Annotated in this window: 13 protein-coding genes and 2 pseudogenes; 11 read left to right on the top strand and 4 right to left on the bottom strand. The window is 69.7% G+C overall.

Features of this window, described 5'->3' with window-relative positions; all coding sequences use genetic code 11:
* Window positions 1-275: 275 nt before the first annotated feature.
* Both C1I99_RS04035 and C1I99_RS34495 read right to left on the bottom strand, forming a co-directional pair.
* Window positions 276-1,919 (bottom strand): glycoside hydrolase family 27 protein, encoded by a 1,644-nt coding sequence (locus C1I99_RS04035; RefSeq protein ID WP_111132792.1) that lies wholly within the window; start codon window positions 1,917-1,919, stop codon window positions 276-278.
* 44 nt (window positions 1,920-1,963) lie between these two features.
* Window positions 1,964-2,056 (bottom strand): annotated as a pseudogene (locus C1I99_RS34495) (hypothetical protein); the annotation flags it as partial.
* A gap of 681 nt (window positions 2,057-2,737) precedes the next feature.
* On the opposite strand from C1I99_RS34495, the pseudogene C1I99_RS04045 reads away from it, so the two are divergent.
* Window positions 2,738-3,529 (top strand): annotated as a pseudogene (locus tag C1I99_RS04045) (IS5 family transposase).
* 202 nt (window positions 3,530-3,731) lie between these two features.
* On the opposite strand, the gene C1I99_RS04050 reads toward C1I99_RS04045, so the two are convergent.
* A complete protein-coding gene (locus C1I99_RS04050; RefSeq protein ID WP_111132793.1) occupies window positions 3,732-6,680 on the bottom strand; it encodes a glycoside hydrolase family 2 TIM barrel-domain containing protein in 2,949 nt (982 codons plus the stop codon).
* A 158-nt stretch (window positions 6,681-6,838) separates the two neighbouring features.
* Between C1I99_RS04050 and C1I99_RS04055 the strand changes: the two genes are divergently transcribed.
* The 5 genes from C1I99_RS04055 to C1I99_RS04075 all read left to right on the top strand — a co-directional run bounded on the left by C1I99_RS04055 (window position 6,839) and on the right by C1I99_RS04075 (window position 13,518).
* Window positions 6,839-8,518, top strand: a complete 1,680-nt coding sequence (locus C1I99_RS04055) for a hypothetical protein (RefSeq protein WP_111132794.1) — start codon at window positions 6,839-6,841, stop codon at window positions 8,516-8,518.
* Window positions 8,519-8,590: 72 nt separating this feature from the next.
* Window positions 8,591-10,096, top strand: a complete 1,506-nt coding sequence (gene arfA, locus C1I99_RS04060) for an arabinosylfuranosidase ArfA (protein ID WP_111132795.1) — start codon at window positions 8,591-8,593, stop codon at window positions 10,094-10,096.
* A gap of 247 nt (window positions 10,097-10,343) precedes the next feature.
* Window positions 10,344-11,573 (top strand): ABC transporter substrate-binding protein, encoded by a 1,230-nt coding sequence (locus C1I99_RS04065; protein WP_199561935.1) that lies wholly within the window; start codon window positions 10,344-10,346, stop codon window positions 11,571-11,573.
* Between the two features lie 102 nt (window positions 11,574-11,675).
* Window positions 11,676-12,641 (top strand): carbohydrate ABC transporter permease, encoded by a 966-nt coding sequence (locus tag C1I99_RS04070; RefSeq protein WP_111132797.1) that lies wholly within the window; start codon window positions 11,676-11,678, stop codon window positions 12,639-12,641.
* A gap of 1 nt (window position 12,642) precedes the next feature.
* Entirely contained in the window at window positions 12,643-13,518 is an 876-nt protein-coding gene (locus tag C1I99_RS04075; RefSeq protein ID WP_111132798.1) for a carbohydrate ABC transporter permease, read from the top strand.
* A gap of 44 nt (window positions 13,519-13,562) precedes the next feature.
* Here C1I99_RS04075 and C1I99_RS04080 read toward each other — a convergent pair whose 3' ends face one another.
* Entirely contained in the window at window positions 13,563-14,300 is a 738-nt protein-coding gene (locus C1I99_RS04080) for a GntR family transcriptional regulator (RefSeq protein ID WP_111132821.1), read from the bottom strand.
* Between the two features lie 197 nt (window positions 14,301-14,497).
* Here C1I99_RS04080 and C1I99_RS33135 point away from each other — a divergent pair, with 197 nt between their 5' ends.
* The 5 genes from C1I99_RS33135 to C1I99_RS04105 are packed head-to-tail and all read left to right on the top strand — an operon-like array spanning window position 14,498 to window position 19,716.
* Window positions 14,498-14,929 carry a Cgl0159 family (beta/alpha)8-fold protein gene (locus tag C1I99_RS33135; protein ID WP_199561936.1) on the top strand — a complete coding sequence of 144 codons (432 nt, stop codon included), beginning with the start codon at window positions 14,498-14,500 and terminating at the stop codon, window positions 14,927-14,929.
* Entirely contained in the window at window positions 14,926-15,825 is a 900-nt protein-coding gene (locus C1I99_RS04090) for a TIM barrel protein (RefSeq protein ID WP_111132799.1), read from the top strand. The genes C1I99_RS33135 and C1I99_RS04090 overlap by 4 nt, the downstream gene beginning before the upstream one ends.
* A gap of 46 nt (window positions 15,826-15,871) precedes the next feature.
* On the top strand, window positions 15,872-16,660 hold the full coding sequence (locus tag C1I99_RS04095; protein WP_111132800.1) for a Gfo/Idh/MocA family protein: 789 nt from the start codon (window positions 15,872-15,874) through the stop codon (window positions 16,658-16,660).
* Window positions 16,660-18,552 carry a phosphatase PAP2 family protein gene (locus C1I99_RS04100; RefSeq protein ID WP_111132801.1) on the top strand — a complete coding sequence of 631 codons (1,893 nt, stop codon included), beginning with the start codon at window positions 16,660-16,662 and terminating at the stop codon, window positions 18,550-18,552. Before C1I99_RS04095 ends, C1I99_RS04100 begins: the two co-directional genes overlap by 1 nt.
* Window positions 18,553-18,576: 24 nt before the next feature.
* The gene (locus C1I99_RS04105; RefSeq protein WP_111132802.1) at window positions 18,577-19,716 is read left to right on the top strand and encodes a Gfo/Idh/MocA family protein; all 1,140 of its coding nucleotides are present in this window, start codon (window positions 18,577-18,579) and stop codon (window positions 19,714-19,716) included.
* Window positions 19,717-19,730 lie beyond the last annotated feature (14 nt).

Raw genomic sequence — 19,730 nt, forward strand, 5'->3', positions numbered from 1 at the left:
GCCCACCAGCTCGTCGTCGACTCCATTCGCCGGCGGGCGCGCCGGGTCCTTCTTCGCCACCGCGGCAGTATCCACGGCGGTCGTCATGTCGGTCATCGGTGCCTACTCCATGATCAGGAGACACACCGTTCGTTGTACAGACCCCGAATCACCGCAGCTCACGGCTCTACGCAATTGCGCACGAGGTCGTTAGTGGGAGCCTGCTGCCGACGGCAGCAGGCTCCCACTAAATAGACGCCGGCAATTTCGTGTCCGCCGGGCACTGTGGGTAGCGCTCAGATGCGGGTCCATCGCTGGTTCGCGGCACCGGAGCAGGTCCACAGGATGATGGGTGAGTTGTTGGCGGTGGCGGCCTGGTTGACGTCGATGCACTTGCCGGACTGGACTCCGCGGATGGTGCCGTCGGCCTGCATCGTCCACTGCTGGTTGGTGCCCGAGTTGCATGGCCAGAGGATCACCTTGGTGCCGTTCGCGGTTCCCCTCCCCTCGGCGTCGAGGCACTTGCCGACGATGCGCAGCTGGCCGGAGTCAGCGGTCACGACCTGGGTGAGGCCACCGTTGCAGTCCCAGATGACCGCCTGGGAGCCGTCGTTCGGGGCGCCGCCGAGGATGTCCAGGCAGCGGTTGGATCCGACACCACGCAGGCTGAAGGTGTCGGTCGGGGTCGTGGAGCCGGTCCGCACCCGGTACATGGCCACCCCGTGCGCCGGGACGGTGGCGCTGATCGCGCCGGAGGTGTTGCTGGCCGCGTGCGTCCAGACCTCGAACAGGTTGTAGCCGCTTGCCGCAGGCATACCGACCTCGGCGGCGGTGGTGGAGATCGTCGCGGTGCTGCCTGACCGGTTCAGCAGGGCGACTGCAACCGAACCGTCGCTGAGCGTCTTGGCCCACACCTCGGTCTCGCCGAAGTCACGGACCCGCTGGGCCTGCCGACCCAGCGAGTCCTGGTTGATGGCCAGCACATCGGGGTCCGTCAGCACGGTGCGTACGTCGGCGGACATGGTGGTGATGTCGTTACCGGCGATCAGCGGGGAGGCCATGATGGCCCACATGCTGAAATGCGCCCGGTTCTCGGTCGGGGTGAACGTGCCGCGTACGCCCACTTCGAGCATGTCGGGGTCGTTCCAGTGCCCCGGGCCGTTCCAGGCGTGGAGCGGGGCCTGCACGTCGAGGATTTCCGTGACGCCCATGAAGCAGTCGCCGGTGCAGCCGCTGCGCCACTTGTCGGTGATGTCCTCGGTGGTTCGCCACATGTCCGCCACCGGGCTCCAGTCATAGGAGGGCCCGGTGTTGGAGTGGGCACTGTTGGAGTTGATCGAGTAGACGATCGGCCGTCCCGTGGCACGAAGCGCGTCGCGCATCAGCGAGAAGCTGGCGATCTGGTCGTTGAGGGTGCCCCAGGGCGAGCACCAGTCGTACTTGAGGAAGTCGACACCCCAGGACGCGAACGTGTTCGCGTCCTGCTGCTCGTGGCCGAGTGCGCCGGTGGCGCCGCCGATGGCGTTGAAGTACTGGGCGCAGGTCTCCTCACGCGGCGCCTGATAGATGCCGAACTTCAGTCCCTTGCTGTGGATGTAGTCACCCAGCGCCTTCATCCCCGACGGGAAGCGGGTCGGGTCGGAGCGGAGGTTGCCGGAGGCGTCGCGGGTCGTCGCCTGCCAGCAGTCGTCGACGACGACGTACTCGTAGCCGGCCTCCCGCATGCCGGAGTTGACCATGGCGTCTGCGGCCGCGCGGATCTTGGTTTCGTTGATGTCGCATCCGAAGGTGTTCCAGCTGTTCCAACCCAGCGGCGGCCGGAGGGCGGGGCTGCCGGGCGCCGCCGCGGCGGGCGATGCGCAGGCGAGCGTGGCCGCACCTGCCAGGGCGGTGGCAAGAGCGGCGAAGGTGGCCGTCAGGGGCCGCAGAACTGCTTTCACAAATACCTGCCTTTTCGGGGGTGAGGACGGATCAGCTTGAATGGTTAGTTACGGGTCCACTGCTGGTTGGTCTGGCCGATGCAGGCCCAGATGATGACCCTGGTGCCGTTGGTGGTGCCGGCCTTCTCGGCGTCGAGGCACTTGGTGCTTTAGGTCGGCCGGTGCGGCGGGAGTGGCGGGGTTGGTGACGACAACCGCGCCGAGCGCCGCGGTCAGCGCCAGCGCCTGTACGGCGAAGGCGCTACGCGGTGTCGTGGCTGATGGGCCATCGGGCGGGAAGAATCAACAGAATCTAACATTGTTGACCATACGGGTCGCCTTTCTGCCGCGGAGCCGTGCCCATCGGCGCCGCGGATGCTGGTGGAGGTTGACGAGCGCAGTCATGTCCCAGATGGCCGGTCCCCCCGTTGACAGGCGTAAACATGTCAGCCATGTTGCCGCCGTGTCGCCGAACAGTGTTGACGGTCACCGCGGCGTCGTCAAGAGGCGATCCCCGCCACTCGCGCTTATCCGCACCTGTTCGAACACGTCCGCACAGCTAGTGCCGGGTTGCGCGGCGGAACCAGCAATCTCCACCCCAGAGGGCTACGACACCGCCGCCGCGCCGACGAGCGCGGCCGTCGCGATCTGGCCGAGCCGGGACCGGCCAAGTGTCCACGAGGGACCGGCGATGAGTGCGAGCTCGGCCAGCTGGGCCAGCTCTAACTGGGATCGTTCCCGCTACTTATTGCTGCTTTCGTGGGTCTGGTCGGCGAGGCGTCGGCAGGGTCGAATGATCACCACTGCGGCCAGGTTCGCCCGATTGATGCCGATGCAAGATGCCCTGCTTTGATCCGCAGATCGTGTCTGGTTCACGAAAGTTCGGGAATCGTCGGGCCCAACCGCAATCCACCCCGTGGTCCACAGTAGACGAGATCTTCAACGCGATCCTCTGCGTCAACCGTACCGGCATCGCCTGGCGCTACCTGCCCCACGACTTCCCGCCCTGGCAGACCGTCTACGGCTACTTCACCGCCTGGACAGGCGACGACATCTTCACCCAGCTCAACTACGACCTCACCGGCCTGGCCCGCGCCAAGGCCGGACGCGCCCCGCAGCCGTCGGCCTGCGTCATCGACACCCAGAGCGTGAAGACCTCCACCAACGCACCACTGGCCAGCCAGGGCATCGACGCGGGCAAGAAGATCGTCGGACGCAAACGCGGCATCGTCACCGACACCTCGGCCTGCTTCTCGCCGTCATCGTCACCGCCGCCAGCGCCAGCGACAACACCATCGGCATCAACCTCCTCAACCAGGCCAAGACCACCCACCCCGCCCTGGCCAAGACCTGGGTCGACGCCGGCTTCAAAACAAGGTCATCGAACACGGCGCCATCCTCGGGCATCGACGTCGAAGTCGTCACCAAAGACCCGCACATCAAAGGGTTCTCCGTGGTCAAACGCCGATGGGTCATCGAACGCACCCTCGGCTGGATCATGCTGCACCGGCGCCTGGCCCGTGACTACGAAGCCCTACCCGACAACTCCGCCAGCATGATCCACATCGCGATGATCGACAACCTCACCAAACGTCACCAACGAAACCACCCCAACCTGGCGAGACGACTGAAGATCGCATCACTTGCAAAATTCGTGAATCAGACGCCCTCTAACAGCAGGCCTGGTCGCCCCTGCCACTGTGACGAGCGTGATCTCCGAGGTCAGGTGCCGAATGGTCGCCCGTCTCGACCCCGGTCAAGATTGAGCAATTCTGATGCATAGCCCCGGACAAGAAGCGGCTGGACGGGTTCGTCGGCAGCGACGGCAGGCACTCATTGGGCGTGACCGACCTGCTGAAGGATCACGCGCAGCTTCTGCACCGAGGGTGCCAGCCGGTACCCCGGCAGGACACCCGGCCCGCACGAGGCGGTGCCGACTCCGCTGGAGGCCGCGTCCAACGAGATCCAGGTCTCGGTCGCCCTAGGCAACTCGTGGTCGTGCCTGGTGGCGGCGACCACGGTCCGGGACCAGGGGCGGACGGTCAGCGGCAGACCATTCCCTCGTACGCGCAGGGCCAGCCCGCCCAGGTCCACCGTCGCGTCATCCACCCGGCGCGCACCGTGCTCCTGAGGACGGACCGTCCGCACGGCGTAGTCGTCGCGGTCGGCGACGAACGAGCCGTAGCGGGCGCCCTGACCGGTGTCCGGGTACTGGGGACCGGGTCCCCAGCCGGTCCAGCGCACCTGCGTCGTCGGCTCGGTCAGGCGTAGGTCGATCCCTGCCCGGCCCCAATCGCACGGCCACGGACCATAGGGCGCGAGGCTGAGGTCGAGCGCCAGGGAGATGCCGTCACTCGTCCAGCGCCAGGTCACGTCGACACCGGCGTCGAGCACGGGGGGGCCCGTCCTCGTCCGCACGACGAACGCAGGCCCCTCCTCGGACACCTCGATCAGGCGGCTGCGCAGATCGTCCAGCCGGGCCGCGGCCCAACGATCGGCGACGGGCGGCAGCTCCGGCTCGTCCCAGCCCACGCCGCGATCGTTCTCGGTCGGCGCCCGCCACAGGCTCACCGCAACGTCGTGCAGCGCGAGGGCGCCGAGCCGTACGGGCATGCCGGTGCGCTCGTCGAAGGAGGCGGGCCCGAGGTGGACGATGCCGTCGCCAGCCCGTCGCGGCGGAACACGGCGGGCCTCGAGCGCGGCGACCGGGCGTTCCGGTATGCGCTGGGTCCAGGCGACCTCGTGGCCCGCGGGGCACCCGTCGCCGGACGTGCGCCTGCGGAGCAGCACGGTCACCGTGGTCGCCATGGCCGACGGCGGCAGCTGCAGCGGGACGACGGCGCCGGTGCCCGCGGGCACGTCGGGCAGCATGATCGGAGTGCCCGCCCCGCGCTCGTCGCCGTCGATCGTCCAGACCGCCTCCAGGTGCGACAGGTCCAGGCTGTGGTAGCGGTTGGTCACCGTGAGCGTCGACAGGTCCGGCGCCAGCTCCAAGCCCACGGGAGAGAACACGCGCGCCAGATCTGCCAGGGCGGGTCCTGAAGTCCGGTCGGCGTGTACCAGCCCGTCCACCACGAAGCTGCCGTCGTGCACCCGCTCGCCGAAGTCGCCCCCGTAGAGCTGCACGGGCCGCCCGTCGTCGTTGGTCCCACCGTCGAGGGCGTGCTCCACCCATTCCCAGACGAATCCGCCAGCCACACGCGGATACCTGTGGAACAGGTCCTGGTACTCGCTGAGGCCGCCCGGACCGTTACCCATGGCGTGCGCGTACTCGCACAGCAGGAACGGCAGTCGACGCCGGTGCTGCTCGTCGGGGTCGGCGAAGGTCTCGGCCGGTGGCTCGGTGGCAATCGCTTCCACCTGGTGGACGGACGCGTACATCCGCGAGTACAGGTCGACGTGGCGGGAGCGCCGATCGCCCTCGTAGTGCACCAGGCGGTCGGGGTCGCGGTCCCGGGTCCAGAGGGCGATCGCATCGAGGTTCGAGCCGGTGCCGGACTCGTTGCCCAGCGACCACACCAGGATGCTGGGGTGGTTCTTGTCCCGTTCCACTGTTCGCCGCATCCGGTCCTGGTAGGCCGGCAGCCATTGAGAGTCGTCGCTCGGGTTGCCCCGCCAGTCCATCAGCTCGAAGCCGTGGGTCTCCAGGTCGTTCTCGAGGACGACGTAGAGTCCGAGTTCGTCGGCCAGGTCGAGGAAGTCGGCTTGCGGTGGGTAGTGCGACGTCCGCACGGCGTTGATGTTGTGCTGCTTCATGAGCAGCAGCTCGGCACGGGCCGCTGCCAGGTCCACGACGCGGCCCCGGCGGGGGTCGTGCTCGTGCCGGTTCACTCCCTTCAGCAGCAGCGGGGTGCCGTTCAGCAGGAGCGTGGCGTCCTCGATGCTGACGGTGCGGAAGCCGATGCGGAGGTCCACCGTCTCGGTGGGTGTGCGTACCTGCGCGTCGTACAGCACGGGCGTCTCGGCGGTCCACGGCGCGACCGACGGCACCTGGTGGTCCACGCCGGCGGCGACCTCGTGCAGATCGAGCGCCGGCACGCTGATCGTCGCCGGCGCCTCCGCGCCGTCCTCGAGATCAACGTCCACGCGTAGCGTGCCCGAGCCGTCGCGGTGGTCGTAACCCGCGTGTACGAAGACGTCTCGCACCCCGCCGCGCGGACGGGCCAGGAGCGTGACGCTGCGAAAGATGCCGGGCATCCACCACATGTCCTGGTCCTCGAGGTAGCTGTGCGCGGACCACTGCGCCAGGCGAACCGACAGCACGTTCGTTCCCGGTCGGAGCACACCGGTGCACGGCAACTCTGTGGTGAGGCGGCTGCCGCGCAGCGTGCCCAGTTCCACGCCGTTCAGCCACACCGTCGCCGCGCCGTCGACGCCCTCGAATCGCAGCACCGAGGGGTGGGCGAGCACCTCGGGCGAGGCGACCAGTTCCAGCCGGTGGTCGGCGACGGGGTTGTCGTCCGGTGGGAATGGCGGATCCAGGGGAAACGGGTAGGCGACGTTCGCGTAGATGGGGGAGCCGTGTCCCTGCAGGGGAAGGTGCCCGGGCACTGTCAGCGGGGACCAGCCCGCGGGATCCAGCCGGGCCCCGACCTGCTGCCAGCCGTCGTTGGAGACGTGGCGCGGTGACGGGCGCAGCCGCACCTGCCACACGCCGTCGAGAACCTGCCGAGGAGCGTCGGACTTCAGGTGCGCGCGAGGCGGTAGCGCCCCGCGGCCGGGCAGCGGGGACGCGAGGTCGGCGATCAGCGGGATCGACGAGGGGGTCGTCCGGGTGGTCACGGTCAGCAGCCTCCTTGCGTCCTCAGGGCGGGTTTCGCTGTGCGCGGCCCTGACGCAGGCGACCGTAGCGGACGTGGAGTCCTGCCGGCGAGTGCGACATCATGGGCTCCGACCTGAACTATCAGCTCCAACCTGAACTCCGGCGCAAGGACTGACGGGTGGACCACGAGTACTTCTCTCGCCTGGTGCGTGGCGCGCGGGCCGAGGCCATGGCGCTCATTGACGGCCTCGCCGGCGGGATCCCCGCCGGGCTGCCGCATCGGGAGACGATGCGAGCGGTGAAGGCCCTGATCCTGGCGGACGCCACGGCGGCCCCCGGGACGCCGGCCTCGGCCGGCGGGCGGCCGGCGGTCGATGCGCTGCTGGCGCACCTGGCTGGCCTGCAGGGCCCGACCGGCCTGTTCGACGGCGACAACCTCGTCTCCCCTCCGGACAGCGCCTTCACCATCAACGACGTCTGCCTCGTGCTGGAGGTGCTCGACCGGGTCGGGGCCGACACCCGCTGGACGGGCGCCGTGGAGCGGCTGCGGACGATCGCGGCGCGCTCCGTCGACGCGCTCGTCACCGGCGGGGTGCACACCCCCAACCACCGTTGGGAACTGGCCAGCGCGCTGGCCGGGCTGCACCACGTGACCGGCGACGACCGCCTCGTTCCCCGCATCGACGAGTGGCTGGCCGAGGGCATCGACGTGGACGCCGACGGGTTCTACTCCGAGCGGAGCGCCATCTACTCGGCCGTCGTCACCAACCCGTCGCTCGTGACGCTGGCCCGGCTGCTGGCCCGGCCCGAACTGCTCGACCCGGTACGGGCGAACCTGCGCACCCTGCCGAGTCTGGTCGACGACGACGGGGAGGTGGTGACCGTGCATTCGCGACGCCAGGACCAGCGCGAGACGTTCCACGTGCACGCCTACCTCAGCCAGTTGCGTCGGTTCGCGGTCACCGACGGCGACGGGCAGTTGGCGCGACTGGCAATGCTGGGTGCGGCGAGCGGGCCGCCGGAGCCTTCCCGGCACCTGGCGGAGGCGCTGGTGGACCCGGTGCTGACCGAGCTGCTGCCAGCGCCCGTACCGGCCCGCGAGGGAGGGACCTTCTGGCCCACGGTTGGACTGTTGCGGCGACGTGCCGGCGTGACCACGACCACCGTGTTCGGCGGTGCGGACACCCGCGCGACCGGACGGGTGGCCTCCGGTCTGGCCAACAGCGCCACGGTGCTGCAGGTCCGCCACGGTGCGGCCCGACTGTGCGCGCTGCGCATCTCCCCGCAGTTCTTCGCCACCGGCGCTTTCCGGCCCACGGTCATGGACGTCGCCGACGATCGGGTGCGGCTCACCGAGGAGCGGGTCAGTGGCTACTACCAGCCGCTGCCGTCCGACCACAGGCGGTCGGACGGCGCGTACCCGCTGACCGACGAGGGCCGGTTCTTCGCTCGGATGGACTTCCCCGCACGGATGCTCTCGCCGCTTCGTCTCACCACGTGCCTGCAGGTCACGCTGACGGACGACGGTGCCGTGCTCGAACTCCGGTTTACCGGCCCGCGCACCCGCGTCGCCGTCGAGCTGGTCTTCGGCGGGGGGACGCTGACCGGTGCCGTGCCGCACCCGTCGCTGGCCGGAACGCAGTGGCTGCGCGGACCCTCGGTGCTGCTGCGCACGGGTTCCCAAGCGATCGAGGTGCAGGTTGACGGGCACGACGAGGAGCTGGCGCCGTCGTTCGACGACGGGGAGTTCTTCGCCTACGTGCACGGCGAGGACCGGGTGCCTGGACAACGCGTCCTGCTCGCTGCCTGGAGCGACCGCCCCGTGCGCCTTCTTGTGCGCGCGCAGGACGGGGCATGAGAGCGCCGCCACGACGCACATGTAAGTCAGTTCGAACCACATGACGAAAGCCCAGTCCCCAAGGAGCCCGCCATGGCCCGTGCGCACCTCACCCTCGATCCGGCCTTCACGATCGGGCCGGTCCGCCGGCGGCTGTTCGGCGGGTTCGTCGAACACCTCGGCCGTCACGTGTACGACGGCATCTACGAGCCCGGGCACCCGAGCGCCGGCCCCGACGGCTTCCGGCGGGACGTCATCGAGCTGGTCAAGGAACTCGGCGTGACGACGGTTCGGTACCCGGGCGGCAACTTCGTGTCCGGCTACAACTGGGAGGACGGCGTGGGCCCGGTCGCCGGGCGCCCCCGCCGGCTCGACCTCGCGTGGCACTCCACCGAGACGAACGAAATCGGTCTGCACGAGTTCCAGGGGTGGCTCGACCAGGTGGGCAGCGAGCTCATGCTGGCGGTGAACCTCGGCACCCGCGGGCCGAAGGAGGCCATCGAGCTCCTCGAGTACGCGAACGTCCCGTCCGGTACCGCGCGTACCGAGCAGCGCCGGGCCAACGGCAGGGCGGAGCCGTTCGGAATCAGGATGTGGTGCCTCGGCAACGAGATGGACGGCCCCTGGCAGCTCGGGCACCGCAACGCCGAGGACTACGGCAAGCTCGCGTCGATGACGGCGAAGGCGATGCGGCAGCTGGACCCGGGCCTGGAGCTGGTGGTGTGCGGGTCGTCGGGGCGGGACATGCCGACGTTCGGCGAGTGGGAGCGCGTCGTCCTGGAGCACACGTACGAGGATGTCGACTACATCTCGTGCCACGCGTACTACCAGGAGCGGGAAGGTGATCTCGCGAGTTTCCTCGCGTCGGGCGTCGACATGGACGCGTTCATCGAGGCGGTCGTGGCGACCGCCGACCATGTGCGGGCGCTCAAGCGCTCGGACAAGCGCATCGACATCTCGTTCGACGAGTGGAACATCTGGTACCTGCCCAACTGGGAGGAGCAGGCCCGCACCTTCACGATCGACGACTGGCCGGTGGCGCCGCGCCTGCTCGAGGACGTGTACTCGGTCGCGGACGCCGTGACCCTCGGCGGCCTGCTCATCTCGCTCCTCAACCACGCGGACCGGGTCGCGTCGGCGAGCCTCGCGCAGCTCGTCAACGTCATCGCGCCGATCATGACCGAGCCCGGCGGGCCGGCCTGGCGGCAGACGACGTTCTTCCCGTTCTCGTTGACCTCCCGTACGGCGCAGGGGTCCGCGCTCAAGGTCGCGCTCGACGCCGACGCGACGACCACCGCGAAGTTCGGTGACGTGCCCGTCGTGGCCGCAGCCGCGACTTTCGACGGTTCGTCGGTGTCGGTGTTCCTGCAGAACCGACACACGACCGAGGCGACCTCAGTGACGATCGACATGAGCGCGTTCGGGCCGCTCAGCACGGTCTCGGCCCGGGGGATCTGGGACGAGGACGTCTACGCCGTGAACGACCTGCGCGACACCGAGCGAGTGGGTCTACGGACGAATGACACCGCGACGCTCTCCGACGGCGTGCTCACGATCGGGCTGCCCCCGGTGTCGTGGACCGCGGTGACGATCGCGTGACACCGACCTGTCGCACCCGGCCGAGCTGAGGTGCCACCCGCTCTTGTTACTCCCACATGACGTCGATCGTATGTCAGGACAATAGTGCAACCGCTGAGAGCTGTATGTCCTGCCATTGACCGGTAAGCGCTTGCCCGTTAACGTCCGTCGCCACCGGGGGCTGATCATCAGGGAGATGAATATGAACATTTCTACATCGGCCGGTCGAGGACTACGGCGCTGGCGGTGGCTGTCGCTGGGCGTTGCCATGGCTGTCGCCCTCACGGCCTGCGGCTCGGACTCGGACAGCGGCGGTTCGGGCGCGAAAAAGATCACCTTCTGGCTGTCGACCTCGGCGCAGCTACAGGGCTACAACGACCTCGCCAAGGAGTTCGAGGCCAAGGAAGGCGTCGCCGTCGAGATCGTGAACGTCCCCTACGACGGGTACCAGGAGAAGCTGCGGCAGTCCGCGCAGGCCAACTCCCTGCCCGACGTCGCCAGCGTGCCCTCGCTGGACACGATCTGGATCAACCAGCTCCAGGACCTGAGCGCCACCGCGAACAACGAGACCAACAAGATCCGCAAGGACCTGGTCACGGAGCAGGACGGCAAGGCCCTCGCCATCCCGTCGGACCTCACGGCGGCCGGCCTGTTCATCAACAAGAGCCTCTTCGACAAGGCCAAGGTCACCTACCCGACCGATCCCGCCCAGACCTGGACCTGGGACGAGTTCCTCGCGGCGGCGACGAAGGTCCGCACCGCGACGAGCGCCAAGTACGACCTGGTCTACGACAACTCCCCGGCCCGCATCCGGGCGTTCATCTACAACCATGGCGGCAAGGGCTTCCAGCTCGGCCCGGACGGCAGGTACGCCACCCCGGACGCCGCGACCGTGCAGGCGCTGACCAAGTTCAAGTCGCTCAACGACGACAAGGTCATGCCGAAGGCGGTCTGGACCTCCGGCGCCGACCCGAACGCCCTGTTCAAGAGCGGCCAGGTCGTCGCCTACTTCTCCGGCGTGTGGCAGGTCGCCGACTTCGCCGAGGGCATCACCAGCTTCGAGTGGGCCAGCGCGCCGACCCCGGCCCAGCCGGTGCACGCGACCGACATCAACCTCGGCGGCAAGATGGTCGCGTTCAACAACGGCGACGCCGCGGAGCCGGCCAGGAAGTGGGTCGACTTCATCTTCCAGCGGGACAACTACGCCAAGCTGGCGGCGGCCAACGGCTACCTGCCCGTCGAGTCCGGCCTCACCGTGACCTACCCGTTCAAGCAGCAGGCCGCGCAGGACGCGTTCGCGCTCTACAACAAGGAGATCGAGCTCGCCGACCCGATTTCCTCCTCGGGCCAGGCGGCCGGCACCACGCTCATCCTTGACGGCAAGGCGATCCAGAAGGACCCGACCAAGGATGAGATGGCGAAGTTCATCAACGGCGAGCAGGACGTGCAGAAGACCGTCGACAACATCGTGAACGGCCTCAACGAACAACTGGGCTGACGCCTGATCGCGGGACCCGCCGGCATCGTTCGGTGCCGGCGTCACCGCACGTCGGAAGAGCTGGTCGGACTTCGCGCGAGCGCTCAGTCAAAGGAGAGCACCATGGTGGACAGCATCCACCCGCCGGCCGAGGCGCCGAGCATCGACGTGCGGCGAGGGCCGGAGCCGGTGAGGCCGCGACAGCGGCGATGGCGGCTGCGACGCCGGAACAGGTACATCGCGGCACCCCTGGTGCTCATCTCGATCAATCTTCTCCTGTTCGTCACGTTCTTCGTCTGGCCGGCCGTCACCGGGCTCGTCTACTCGTTCACCAGCTACACCGGCGTCGGCCCGGCGCCCTACGTGGGGCTGGACAACTACCAGCGGCTGCTGGAGGACGAGGCGTTCTACGCCGCGCTGATCCGTACGCTGATCTTCACGGCGGCCGTGGTGCCGCTGACGATCCTCCTGTCGCTGGGCACCGCCGTCCTGCTCGTCACCCCGTACACCAAGGGCAAGTCGCTGGCGCGGGTGGTCTTCTTCCTGCCCTGGCTGATCTCGCCGATCATCGCCGGTGTCATCTGGCGCTGGATGTTCGGCGAGAACTTCGGACTCGTCAACTACCTCATCGTCTCGCTGGGCGGCGAGGAGGTGCCGTGGCAGTCCAACGCGAACCTGTCGCTGTTCGTCGTCATCATCGCCGCGGCGTGGGTCAACACGGCGTTCAACATGCTGCTGTTCGTCGCGGCGCTGAAGAACGTGCCGACCGTTTACTACGAGGCCGCGTCCTTGGACGGCGCGGGCTCGTGGGCCAAGTTCCGCAACATCACGCTGCCCGCGATCGCGCCCACCACCTTCATCGTGGTGCTGCTGAGCGTCCTGCACTCCATGAAGGAGTACGCGCTGATCCGGGCCCTCAACGAGGGTGGCCCCGGCACCGCGAACAACCTGCTCGTCCAGTACATCTACAAGACGGGCTTCGAGCGGGCCCAGATCGGTTACGCGAGCGCGGCGTCGTTCGTGCTCATGCTGATTCTCATGATCGTCGCGGTCGTGCAGCTCAGCATGAACCGGCGGAAGGAGTCCTGACATGGCGGTCACCACACCCCGGCCGCCGGCCCTGCGCCCCAAGCGGCCCAGCGCGCCCGGCGAACTGTCCAAGAAGGTCTGGGCGACCGCCGTCATGTGGCTCCTGGTCGTCGTGTACGGCTTCCCCGTCCTGTGGTTCCTACTGAGCTCGTTCAAGCCCGCCGGCGATCTGTTCTCGTACCCGCTGACGCTCTTTCCGAAGAACCCGACGATCAAGGGTTTCACCCAGGCCTGGACGAGCTTCGACGTCGCCCAGTACTTCCTCAACACGCTGATCGTCGCGGTCTCGGCCACGGTCCTCACCATCGTGGCCAGCGCCGCCTGCGGGTACGCCCTGGCGAAGTACAACAGCTGGTGGCTGAGGGCATTCACGATCTGCGTCCTGGCGACCACGATGCTGCCGGCGGAGGTCATCCTCTCGCCGCTGTTCCTCGTCGTGCGCGACCTGGGCCTGTACAACAACCTCGCCGCCGTCGTGGTGCCGGCCGTGATCACCGCGACCGGCACGTTCATGTTCCGGCAGTTCTTCCTCACCGTGCCGAACGACCTGCTGGAGGCGGCCCGCATCGACGGGTCGGGCGAACTGTCGACGTTCGTCAGGATCATGCTGCCGCTGTCCCGACCCATCATGCTGACGCTGGCGATCTTCTCGTTCCAGTGGCGCTGGAACGACTACATCTGGCCGCTCATCGTCCTCAACGACCCCAACAAGTTCACCCTCCAGATCGGCGTCGCGACCATCGTAGGTGCGGAGAACGTCAACTGGTCGGTCCTGCTGGGCGCCTCGGTCCTGTCGATGATCCCGCTCGTCGCCATCTACCTGATCTTCCAGAGGTACGTGATGAACGCCGACATCAACGCCGGGTTGAAGGACTGATGCCCCGCAGCGGTCGGCTTCGGTCTCGCGGCGGCGCCGCCCGGTCAGCGGTTGAAGACGGTGACCTCGATCGCATAGTGATCGGCCCGGTACAGGTGGTCGGCGTACTCGACCGCGCGCCCCTCGGCGTCGAACGCGGTCCGCTGCATGCTGATCAGGGGCGCGTTGTGCCCGGTGTCCAGCAGCCGGGCCTGGGCCGCGCTCGCCGACCGCGCGGTGATCCTCTGCCGGGCTACCGCCGGGCGACCATTGCGCTCCCCGAGCAGTCGGTAGAGGCCCTGTTCGGCCAGCTCGGCGGCGGTGATGTCGTCGAACCGGGCGGGCAGCCAGTTGCGCAGGATGGCCAGCGGTACGGCATCGGCCAGCCGCAGCCGCTCGCAGTACAACAGCCGGTCACCGGCCGGTACGCCGAGTTCCCTGGCGGCATGCCGATCGACGCAGGCGGGGTCGAAGCGCAGCACCTGGGTCTGCGGCTGCCGCCCGGCGGCGGTCAAGTCCTCGTGCAGGCTGGTCAGGGCCACCCGTCGGCGCACCAGAGTGTCGTTGACCCGGGTGCCGACCCCCCGCTTGCGGGTGAGCATCCCGTTGACGACCAGTTCCTCGATGGCCCGGCGCATGGTCGGCCGGGACACATCCAGCGACGCGGCCAGTTCGATCTCGTTGGGCAGTAGTTCGCCGGGCACCAGGTCGCCGGCTTCCACGGCCTCCGCGAGGCGGCGGGAGATCTGGAAGTACAGCGGGACGGGACTGTGCCTGTTGATGGGGATGCGGGGGATGGGCATGATGGCCGTCACCTTCCCGACCGGGCTGACAATCGCAGCACTTTGTCACCTACTTGGGAAGAATGTCAAGACAATCCATTGACTTGGCTCGTCGCCAGGACTGAAGCTGCTCGCACGCGCCGTGGCGCTCGGCCGATACCGCTGCCACAACCCGGCGCAACCTGCGTGACCTGTGAAAGAACCTCCTGGGGAGTCCGATGGAACGCTTTGACGTCATCTCGATGGGCCGGGTAGGGGTGGACCTCCAGGTGGGCGTCAGCCTGCCGAACGTATCGACGTTCGGCAAGTTCGCGACAGTGAGTACCTTGCAGGCCAGCGCCAGCGCGATCTCCGAGCTGGCCGCGCACCAGCTCATCGCCATGGTTGAGCCCTTCCTGTCCAGGTGGGGCGTGGACGGCCGCGTGGTCAACGACCTGAGCCCCGCAGCGGTGGCCCGGTCGGTCGCGATCGCCAGCGGCCTCGGCGGCACCAGCGCGTACACCTGGCTGAAACTGCCGGTCGTGGAGGACATGGCAGCGGTGATGGCGGCGACCACGCTGCCGGCCCTGCTGCTCGGTGGCGACCCGATGGATGACGCCCCCGGCGGCCACCCCTCTGGAATGCGGACCCTCAAGGAGACGACCGTATGACGAACTTCGCCGACCAGATCGGCGGTGCGCCCATCTCGTGGGGCGTGTGCGAGGCCCCGGACTGGGGCGTCGAACTGCCCGCCGAGCGGGTGCTCGCCGAGATGGCCCAACTCGGCTTCCGGGCCACCGAACTCGGGCCGACCGGTTACCTCGGCACCTCACCCGCCGACGTGCGGGCGGCACTGCGAGCTAACGGCCTGCGCTTGATCGGTGGATTCCTGCCCGTTCCGATGCACGTCGCGAGCGACGCCGACCTTCAGGAGGCAGCCGCGGCGATGGACACCCTGGCAGCGGCGGGCTCCGCGGTCGTCGTGCTCGCCGCGCGGTCGACCGACGGCAGCTACGACCGTAAGGTCCGCCTCACCGACCCGGAATGGGACGCGCTGTTCGCCACGCTCAACCGGCTGCAGGCGATGGCCCGCGAACGCGGTCTGACCCCGACGCTGCACCCGCACGTGGGTACGGCGGTGGAGGACCGCGCCTCGGTACTACGGCTGGTCGAGCGCAGCGACATCCTGCTGTGCCTGGACACCGGGCACCTGCTGATCGGCGGCATGCAGCCCGCCGAGCTGATCGGGCTGGCCGCCGACCGGATCGCCCATGTCCACCTCAAGGACGTGAACGCGGGGGTAGCCGCAGCCGTGGCGACGGGTGGGACGACCTATCTCGCGGCCGTGCGATCCGGTCTCTACACGCCACTGGGGGACGGGGACCTCGACATCGCGGCCATCGTCGGCGACCTGGAGGCAGCCGGGTACGGCGGGTGGTACGTGCTGGAGCAGGACGCCGCCCTGCCCGAGGCGCCGGAGCCAGGCGCCGGCCCGGTGCACGACGTACGGCGCAGCCTGGACTTCCTGGCCACGGTGAGCAGCGAGTTGCCCCGGGTGGCGCGGTGAGCCGGGCTGGCCGGGCCGGGCTCGCGCCGGCCGGAGCGGCGTCGTGATGGTGCATGTCAACGGCACCCGGCCGGTCACGGTCGGGTTGATCGGCGCCGGTGTCATGGGTGCCGACCACGCCCGCCTGCTCAGCGGGTCGGTTGCCGGCGCAAGGGTCGGCGGGGTCTGCGACGTCGACGAGGCACGGGCCCGCTGGGTCGTGGCGGCGACCGGTGCCCGAGCGCTGTCCGATCCGTTCAGGCTGATCGCGGACGAGGACATCGACGCCGTGCTGGTCGCCTCGTCGGACGCCACCCATGAGGAGTACGTGCTGGCCGCCATTGCCGCCGGGAAGCCGGTGCTCTGCGAGAAGCCGCTCGCCCCGTCGGTGGAGGGCTGCCAGCGGATCGTCGACGCCGAGACGGCGTACGGAAGCCGGCTGGTGACCGTGGGCTTCATGCGGCGCTACGACCCCGGGTATCTCGAGCTGAAGCGAGCTCTGGACGACGCTGTGGTCGGCGCGCCACTGGTGCTCCACTGCGTGCACCGCAACCCGGCCAACACGCCCGGCCAGCCGAGCGCCGCGGTGATCACCAACTCGGCGGTGCACGAGCTGGACGTCAGCCGGTGGTTGCTGGGGGACGAGATCGTCGAGGCGACCGTGCACACACCTCGGCCGGCTGCGGCGGCAGCCGGTACCGCCGATCCCCAGCCGTTGGGCCGGGTCGCCGACCGGTCCCCGGTCGACGTGCACCAGGAACCACGGGTCGCGGCGGTCGCCGCCGTGACCGTCTCGCCCAGCAGCTGTACCCCCTCACATGTGTGCGATCCCCGATTCCGCTGGAGTGACCACTGATGCCCGATCCCGCCGTCGCACCCCACCAACTGAGCCGCCGAAGCCTGCTCCGCAACACCGCAGCCCTCTCCGCCGGACTGCTCGGCGGGCCGGCGGTCCTGTCCTGGCTCGCCCATTCCGCGGTGGCCGCCGCCGCGAAGGCGTTCGTCGACGACTACCAGACCAACACCACCGCAAACCTCACCGCCGACACCAACGCCGCCGTGCGCATCCTCTCCGGCGTCCAGCGACTGTGGCAGACCGGCCCAACCTGGGACACCGGCGTGCCGCTGGCACCCGAGGTGCTGCGGGCCAACTTGCGGTACTGCGCGGCCGTGACCGCCGCACGCACCGAGGCGCAGGCCGCCCGGGCGTTCATCTCCGACCGCCAGCACCAGAGCTACGCCGTGATCGCCGGTCTCGGTGCGCTCGCCGACGTGTACAAGGCCGGGGCGCTCGCGGTCACCAGCATCACCGAGGCGCCGACCGGCACCCCGGCGACCACCATCAACGACGCGATACCGCCGGGCGCGCCGGCCGGCTCCGCGATCGGCGCCGGCTCGCCCACCTCGGCACTGGGCGCGGTCGTCACGCTGGTGAACACCGTGCGCGGTCCGTTCGCCTCGAGCAATCCCAGCAAGTTCGCCGTGCAGTACCCGCGTCCCTGGCGGATGACCGAGGAGAGCGAGGTCATCGAGACCGGCGAGGTCGACGACCTCGGCTACCCGGTCTACCGCACCGACGTCACGGTCCCGGCGCAGCTGCTGCGCCAGCGCAGCAACACCCCGGCCAGCGACGGCGGCTTCCCCAGCGGGCACACCAACGCCCTGCACCTGGCCGCCCTCGCGTTCGCCTACGCCGTACCCGAACGCTTCCAGGAGCTTGTCACCTGCGCGTTCGACCTGTCCGACGACCGGATCATTGCCGGGATGCACTCGCCCCTGGACGTCGTGGGCGGCCGTGTCCTGGCCACCGCGCTGGCCGCCGCGACCCTCAACGACCCGGCCAACGCCGAACTCAAGGCGGCCGCGCGGGAACAGGCCGCCGCGTACCTGCAGGCGCGGACCGGCACCACCGCCGACACCCTCTTCGAGTACGCGCACAGCGCCGACAGCACCGTCGACCCGTACGCCGACCGGACGGCGAACGAGCGGCTGGTGACCCCGAAGCTGACCTACGTCCTGCCCCGGGAGGGCCGCGACGAGCCGTTGACGGTTCCCAAGGGCGCCGAGGTGCTGCTCGAGACCCGCCAGCCCTACCTGACCGCCGCGCAGCGGCGGGCGGTGCTGCGAACCACCGCGCTGCCGGCCGGATACGCCCTGCTGGACGGGCCCGAGCAGTGGGGCCGGATCAACCTGTTCGCCGCTGCCGACGGCTACGGCGCGTTCGAGGACGATGTCGAGGTCACCCTCGACGCGGCCGGCGGCGGCTTCCACGCGGCCGACACCTGGCGCAACGACATCGACGGCCCGGGTGGGCTCACCCTGCGCGGCACCGGAACCCTCGGCCTGACCGGCGTGAACCGGTTCCGCGGCGGCGTCCGGGTGCTCGGCGGCACGCTGGCCGCCGGCTCGCCGCGCGCCCTCGGCGTCGGCGACGTCGAGGTCCGCGCGGCCACGCTGCGGCTGGCCCAGGCCACCGTGCTGCACGGCGACTACCGCCAGCGCGGTGGGGTCCTCGCCACCCCGGCGCGCCAGGGTGCGCAGGCCGCGCTGACCGTCGCCGGAACGGCCGAGATCGGCCGGGGCAGCAGCCTGGAGCTGACCGTCGAGGCCGGTTCGCACCTCGTTCCGGTCCTGCGTGCCCGCCGGGTGGTAAGTCGCTTCGACACCATCACGGTGCGCACCCCCGGATACCGCGCCGAGCCGGTCTACACCCCGAACGCCGTTCTCGTCCGCGTGCGGCGCGGCTGACCGCAGCGGCCTTCGGACGTGGCGATGACACCCGGACGCGCCGACCAGCCCAGCGTCGTGCTGGTCGGCGCGCACGGCTACGGCCGCGGTCACCTGGACCGCCTGGCGCGCCTGCACGCGGCCGGGCGGCTGCGCCTGGTGGGGGTGGCCGACCCGCAGCCGCTCGACGCCGGGCAACGCTCGCTGGCCGGTGCCGCCGTCCACCACCGCGACGCCGCCGCGCTCATCGCCGCTGTCGAGCCGGACCTGGTCGTCCTGGCCACCCCGGTGCACACCCACGTGGACCTGGCGCTGCTGGCGCTGCGCGCCGGCGCGCACGTCCTGCTGGAAAAGCCGCCGACGCCCACCCTGGACGGCCTCACCCGGTTGCTCGCGGCCGAGCGCGACACCGGCCGGGAGTGCCAGGTCGGTTTCCAGGCGTTCGGCTCCGGTGCCGTCGGCGAGCTGACCCGGCAGATTCGCACCGGCGTACTCGGCCGCGTGCACCGCATCGGGGTGACCGGGCTCTGGTGGCGGGACGACGGGTACTGGTCACGGTCGGCGTGGGCGGGACGGCGGTGGTTGCACGGCCGTCCGGTCAACGACGGTGCCCTGACCAACCCGTTCGCGCACGCGGTCGCCCTGGCCCTGCGCCTCGACGGCTCCGGCGGCGACCAGCCGATCGGTCAGATCGAACTGGACACCTACCGGACCCGCGCGGTGGAGGCCCACGACACCGCCAGCGCCCGGGTGCGCACCGCCCGCGGCACCCCAGTCACCATCGCCGTCACGCTCTGCGCCGAGCAACCTGTCGAGCCGGTCATCGAGGTGTTCGGCAGCGCCGGCACCGCGGTGCTGCACTACACCGAGGACCGGTTGCGTACCCCCGCCGGCGAGAGCGTGCACCCCCGGACCGATCTGCTGGAGAACCTGCTCGACCATCTCGCCGACCCGGGCGTTCCGCTCCTGGTCCCGCTGCCGCACACGCTGGCCTTCACCCAGGTCGCCGAGGCGGTCCACCGCAGCCCGGCACCGGTGGAGGTCGCGCAGCGGTCGCTGGCCGACCTGCCCGCGCTGACCCGCCAGGCCGCCAGGACCGGCCGGCTGTACCGGGAACTCGGCGCGGGGTGGGCCCGCGCCGCGGGATTCCGGTGGACCCCGCCGCCGCACCCACCGACCGGGTGACCGGCGATGGGCGA

This window comes from Micromonospora deserti, from assembly GCF_003236335.1.
Classification (GTDB): domain Bacteria; phylum Actinomycetota; class Actinomycetes; order Mycobacteriales; family Micromonosporaceae; genus Micromonospora; species Micromonospora deserti.

Coding starts and splice junctions, on each gene's coding strand:
- arfA (WP_111132795.1), top strand. CDS start 8,591: ATGGCCCGTGCGCACCTCACCCTCGATCCGGCCTTCACGATCGGGCCG.
- C1I99_RS04065 (WP_199561935.1), top strand. CDS start 10,344: ATGGCTGTCGCCCTCACGGCCTGCGGCTCGGACTCGGACAGCGGCGGT.
- C1I99_RS04070 (WP_111132797.1), top strand. CDS start 11,676: ATGGTGGACAGCATCCACCCGCCGGCCGAGGCGCCGAGCATCGACGTG.
- C1I99_RS04075 (WP_111132798.1), top strand. CDS start 12,643: ATGGCGGTCACCACACCCCGGCCGCCGGCCCTGCGCCCCAAGCGGCCC.
- C1I99_RS04080 (WP_111132821.1), bottom strand. CDS start 14,300: ATGCCCATCCCCCGCATCCCCATCAACAGGCACAGTCCCGTCCCGCTG.
- C1I99_RS33135 (WP_199561936.1), top strand. CDS start 14,498: ATGGAACGCTTTGACGTCATCTCGATGGGCCGGGTAGGGGTGGACCTC.
- C1I99_RS04090 (WP_111132799.1), top strand. CDS start 14,926: ATGACGAACTTCGCCGACCAGATCGGCGGTGCGCCCATCTCGTGGGGC.
- C1I99_RS04095 (WP_111132800.1), top strand. CDS start 15,872: ATGGTGCATGTCAACGGCACCCGGCCGGTCACGGTCGGGTTGATCGGC.
- C1I99_RS04100 (WP_111132801.1), top strand. CDS start 16,660: ATGCCCGATCCCGCCGTCGCACCCCACCAACTGAGCCGCCGAAGCCTG.
- C1I99_RS04105 (WP_111132802.1), top strand. CDS start 18,577: ATGACACCCGGACGCGCCGACCAGCCCAGCGTCGTGCTGGTCGGCGCG.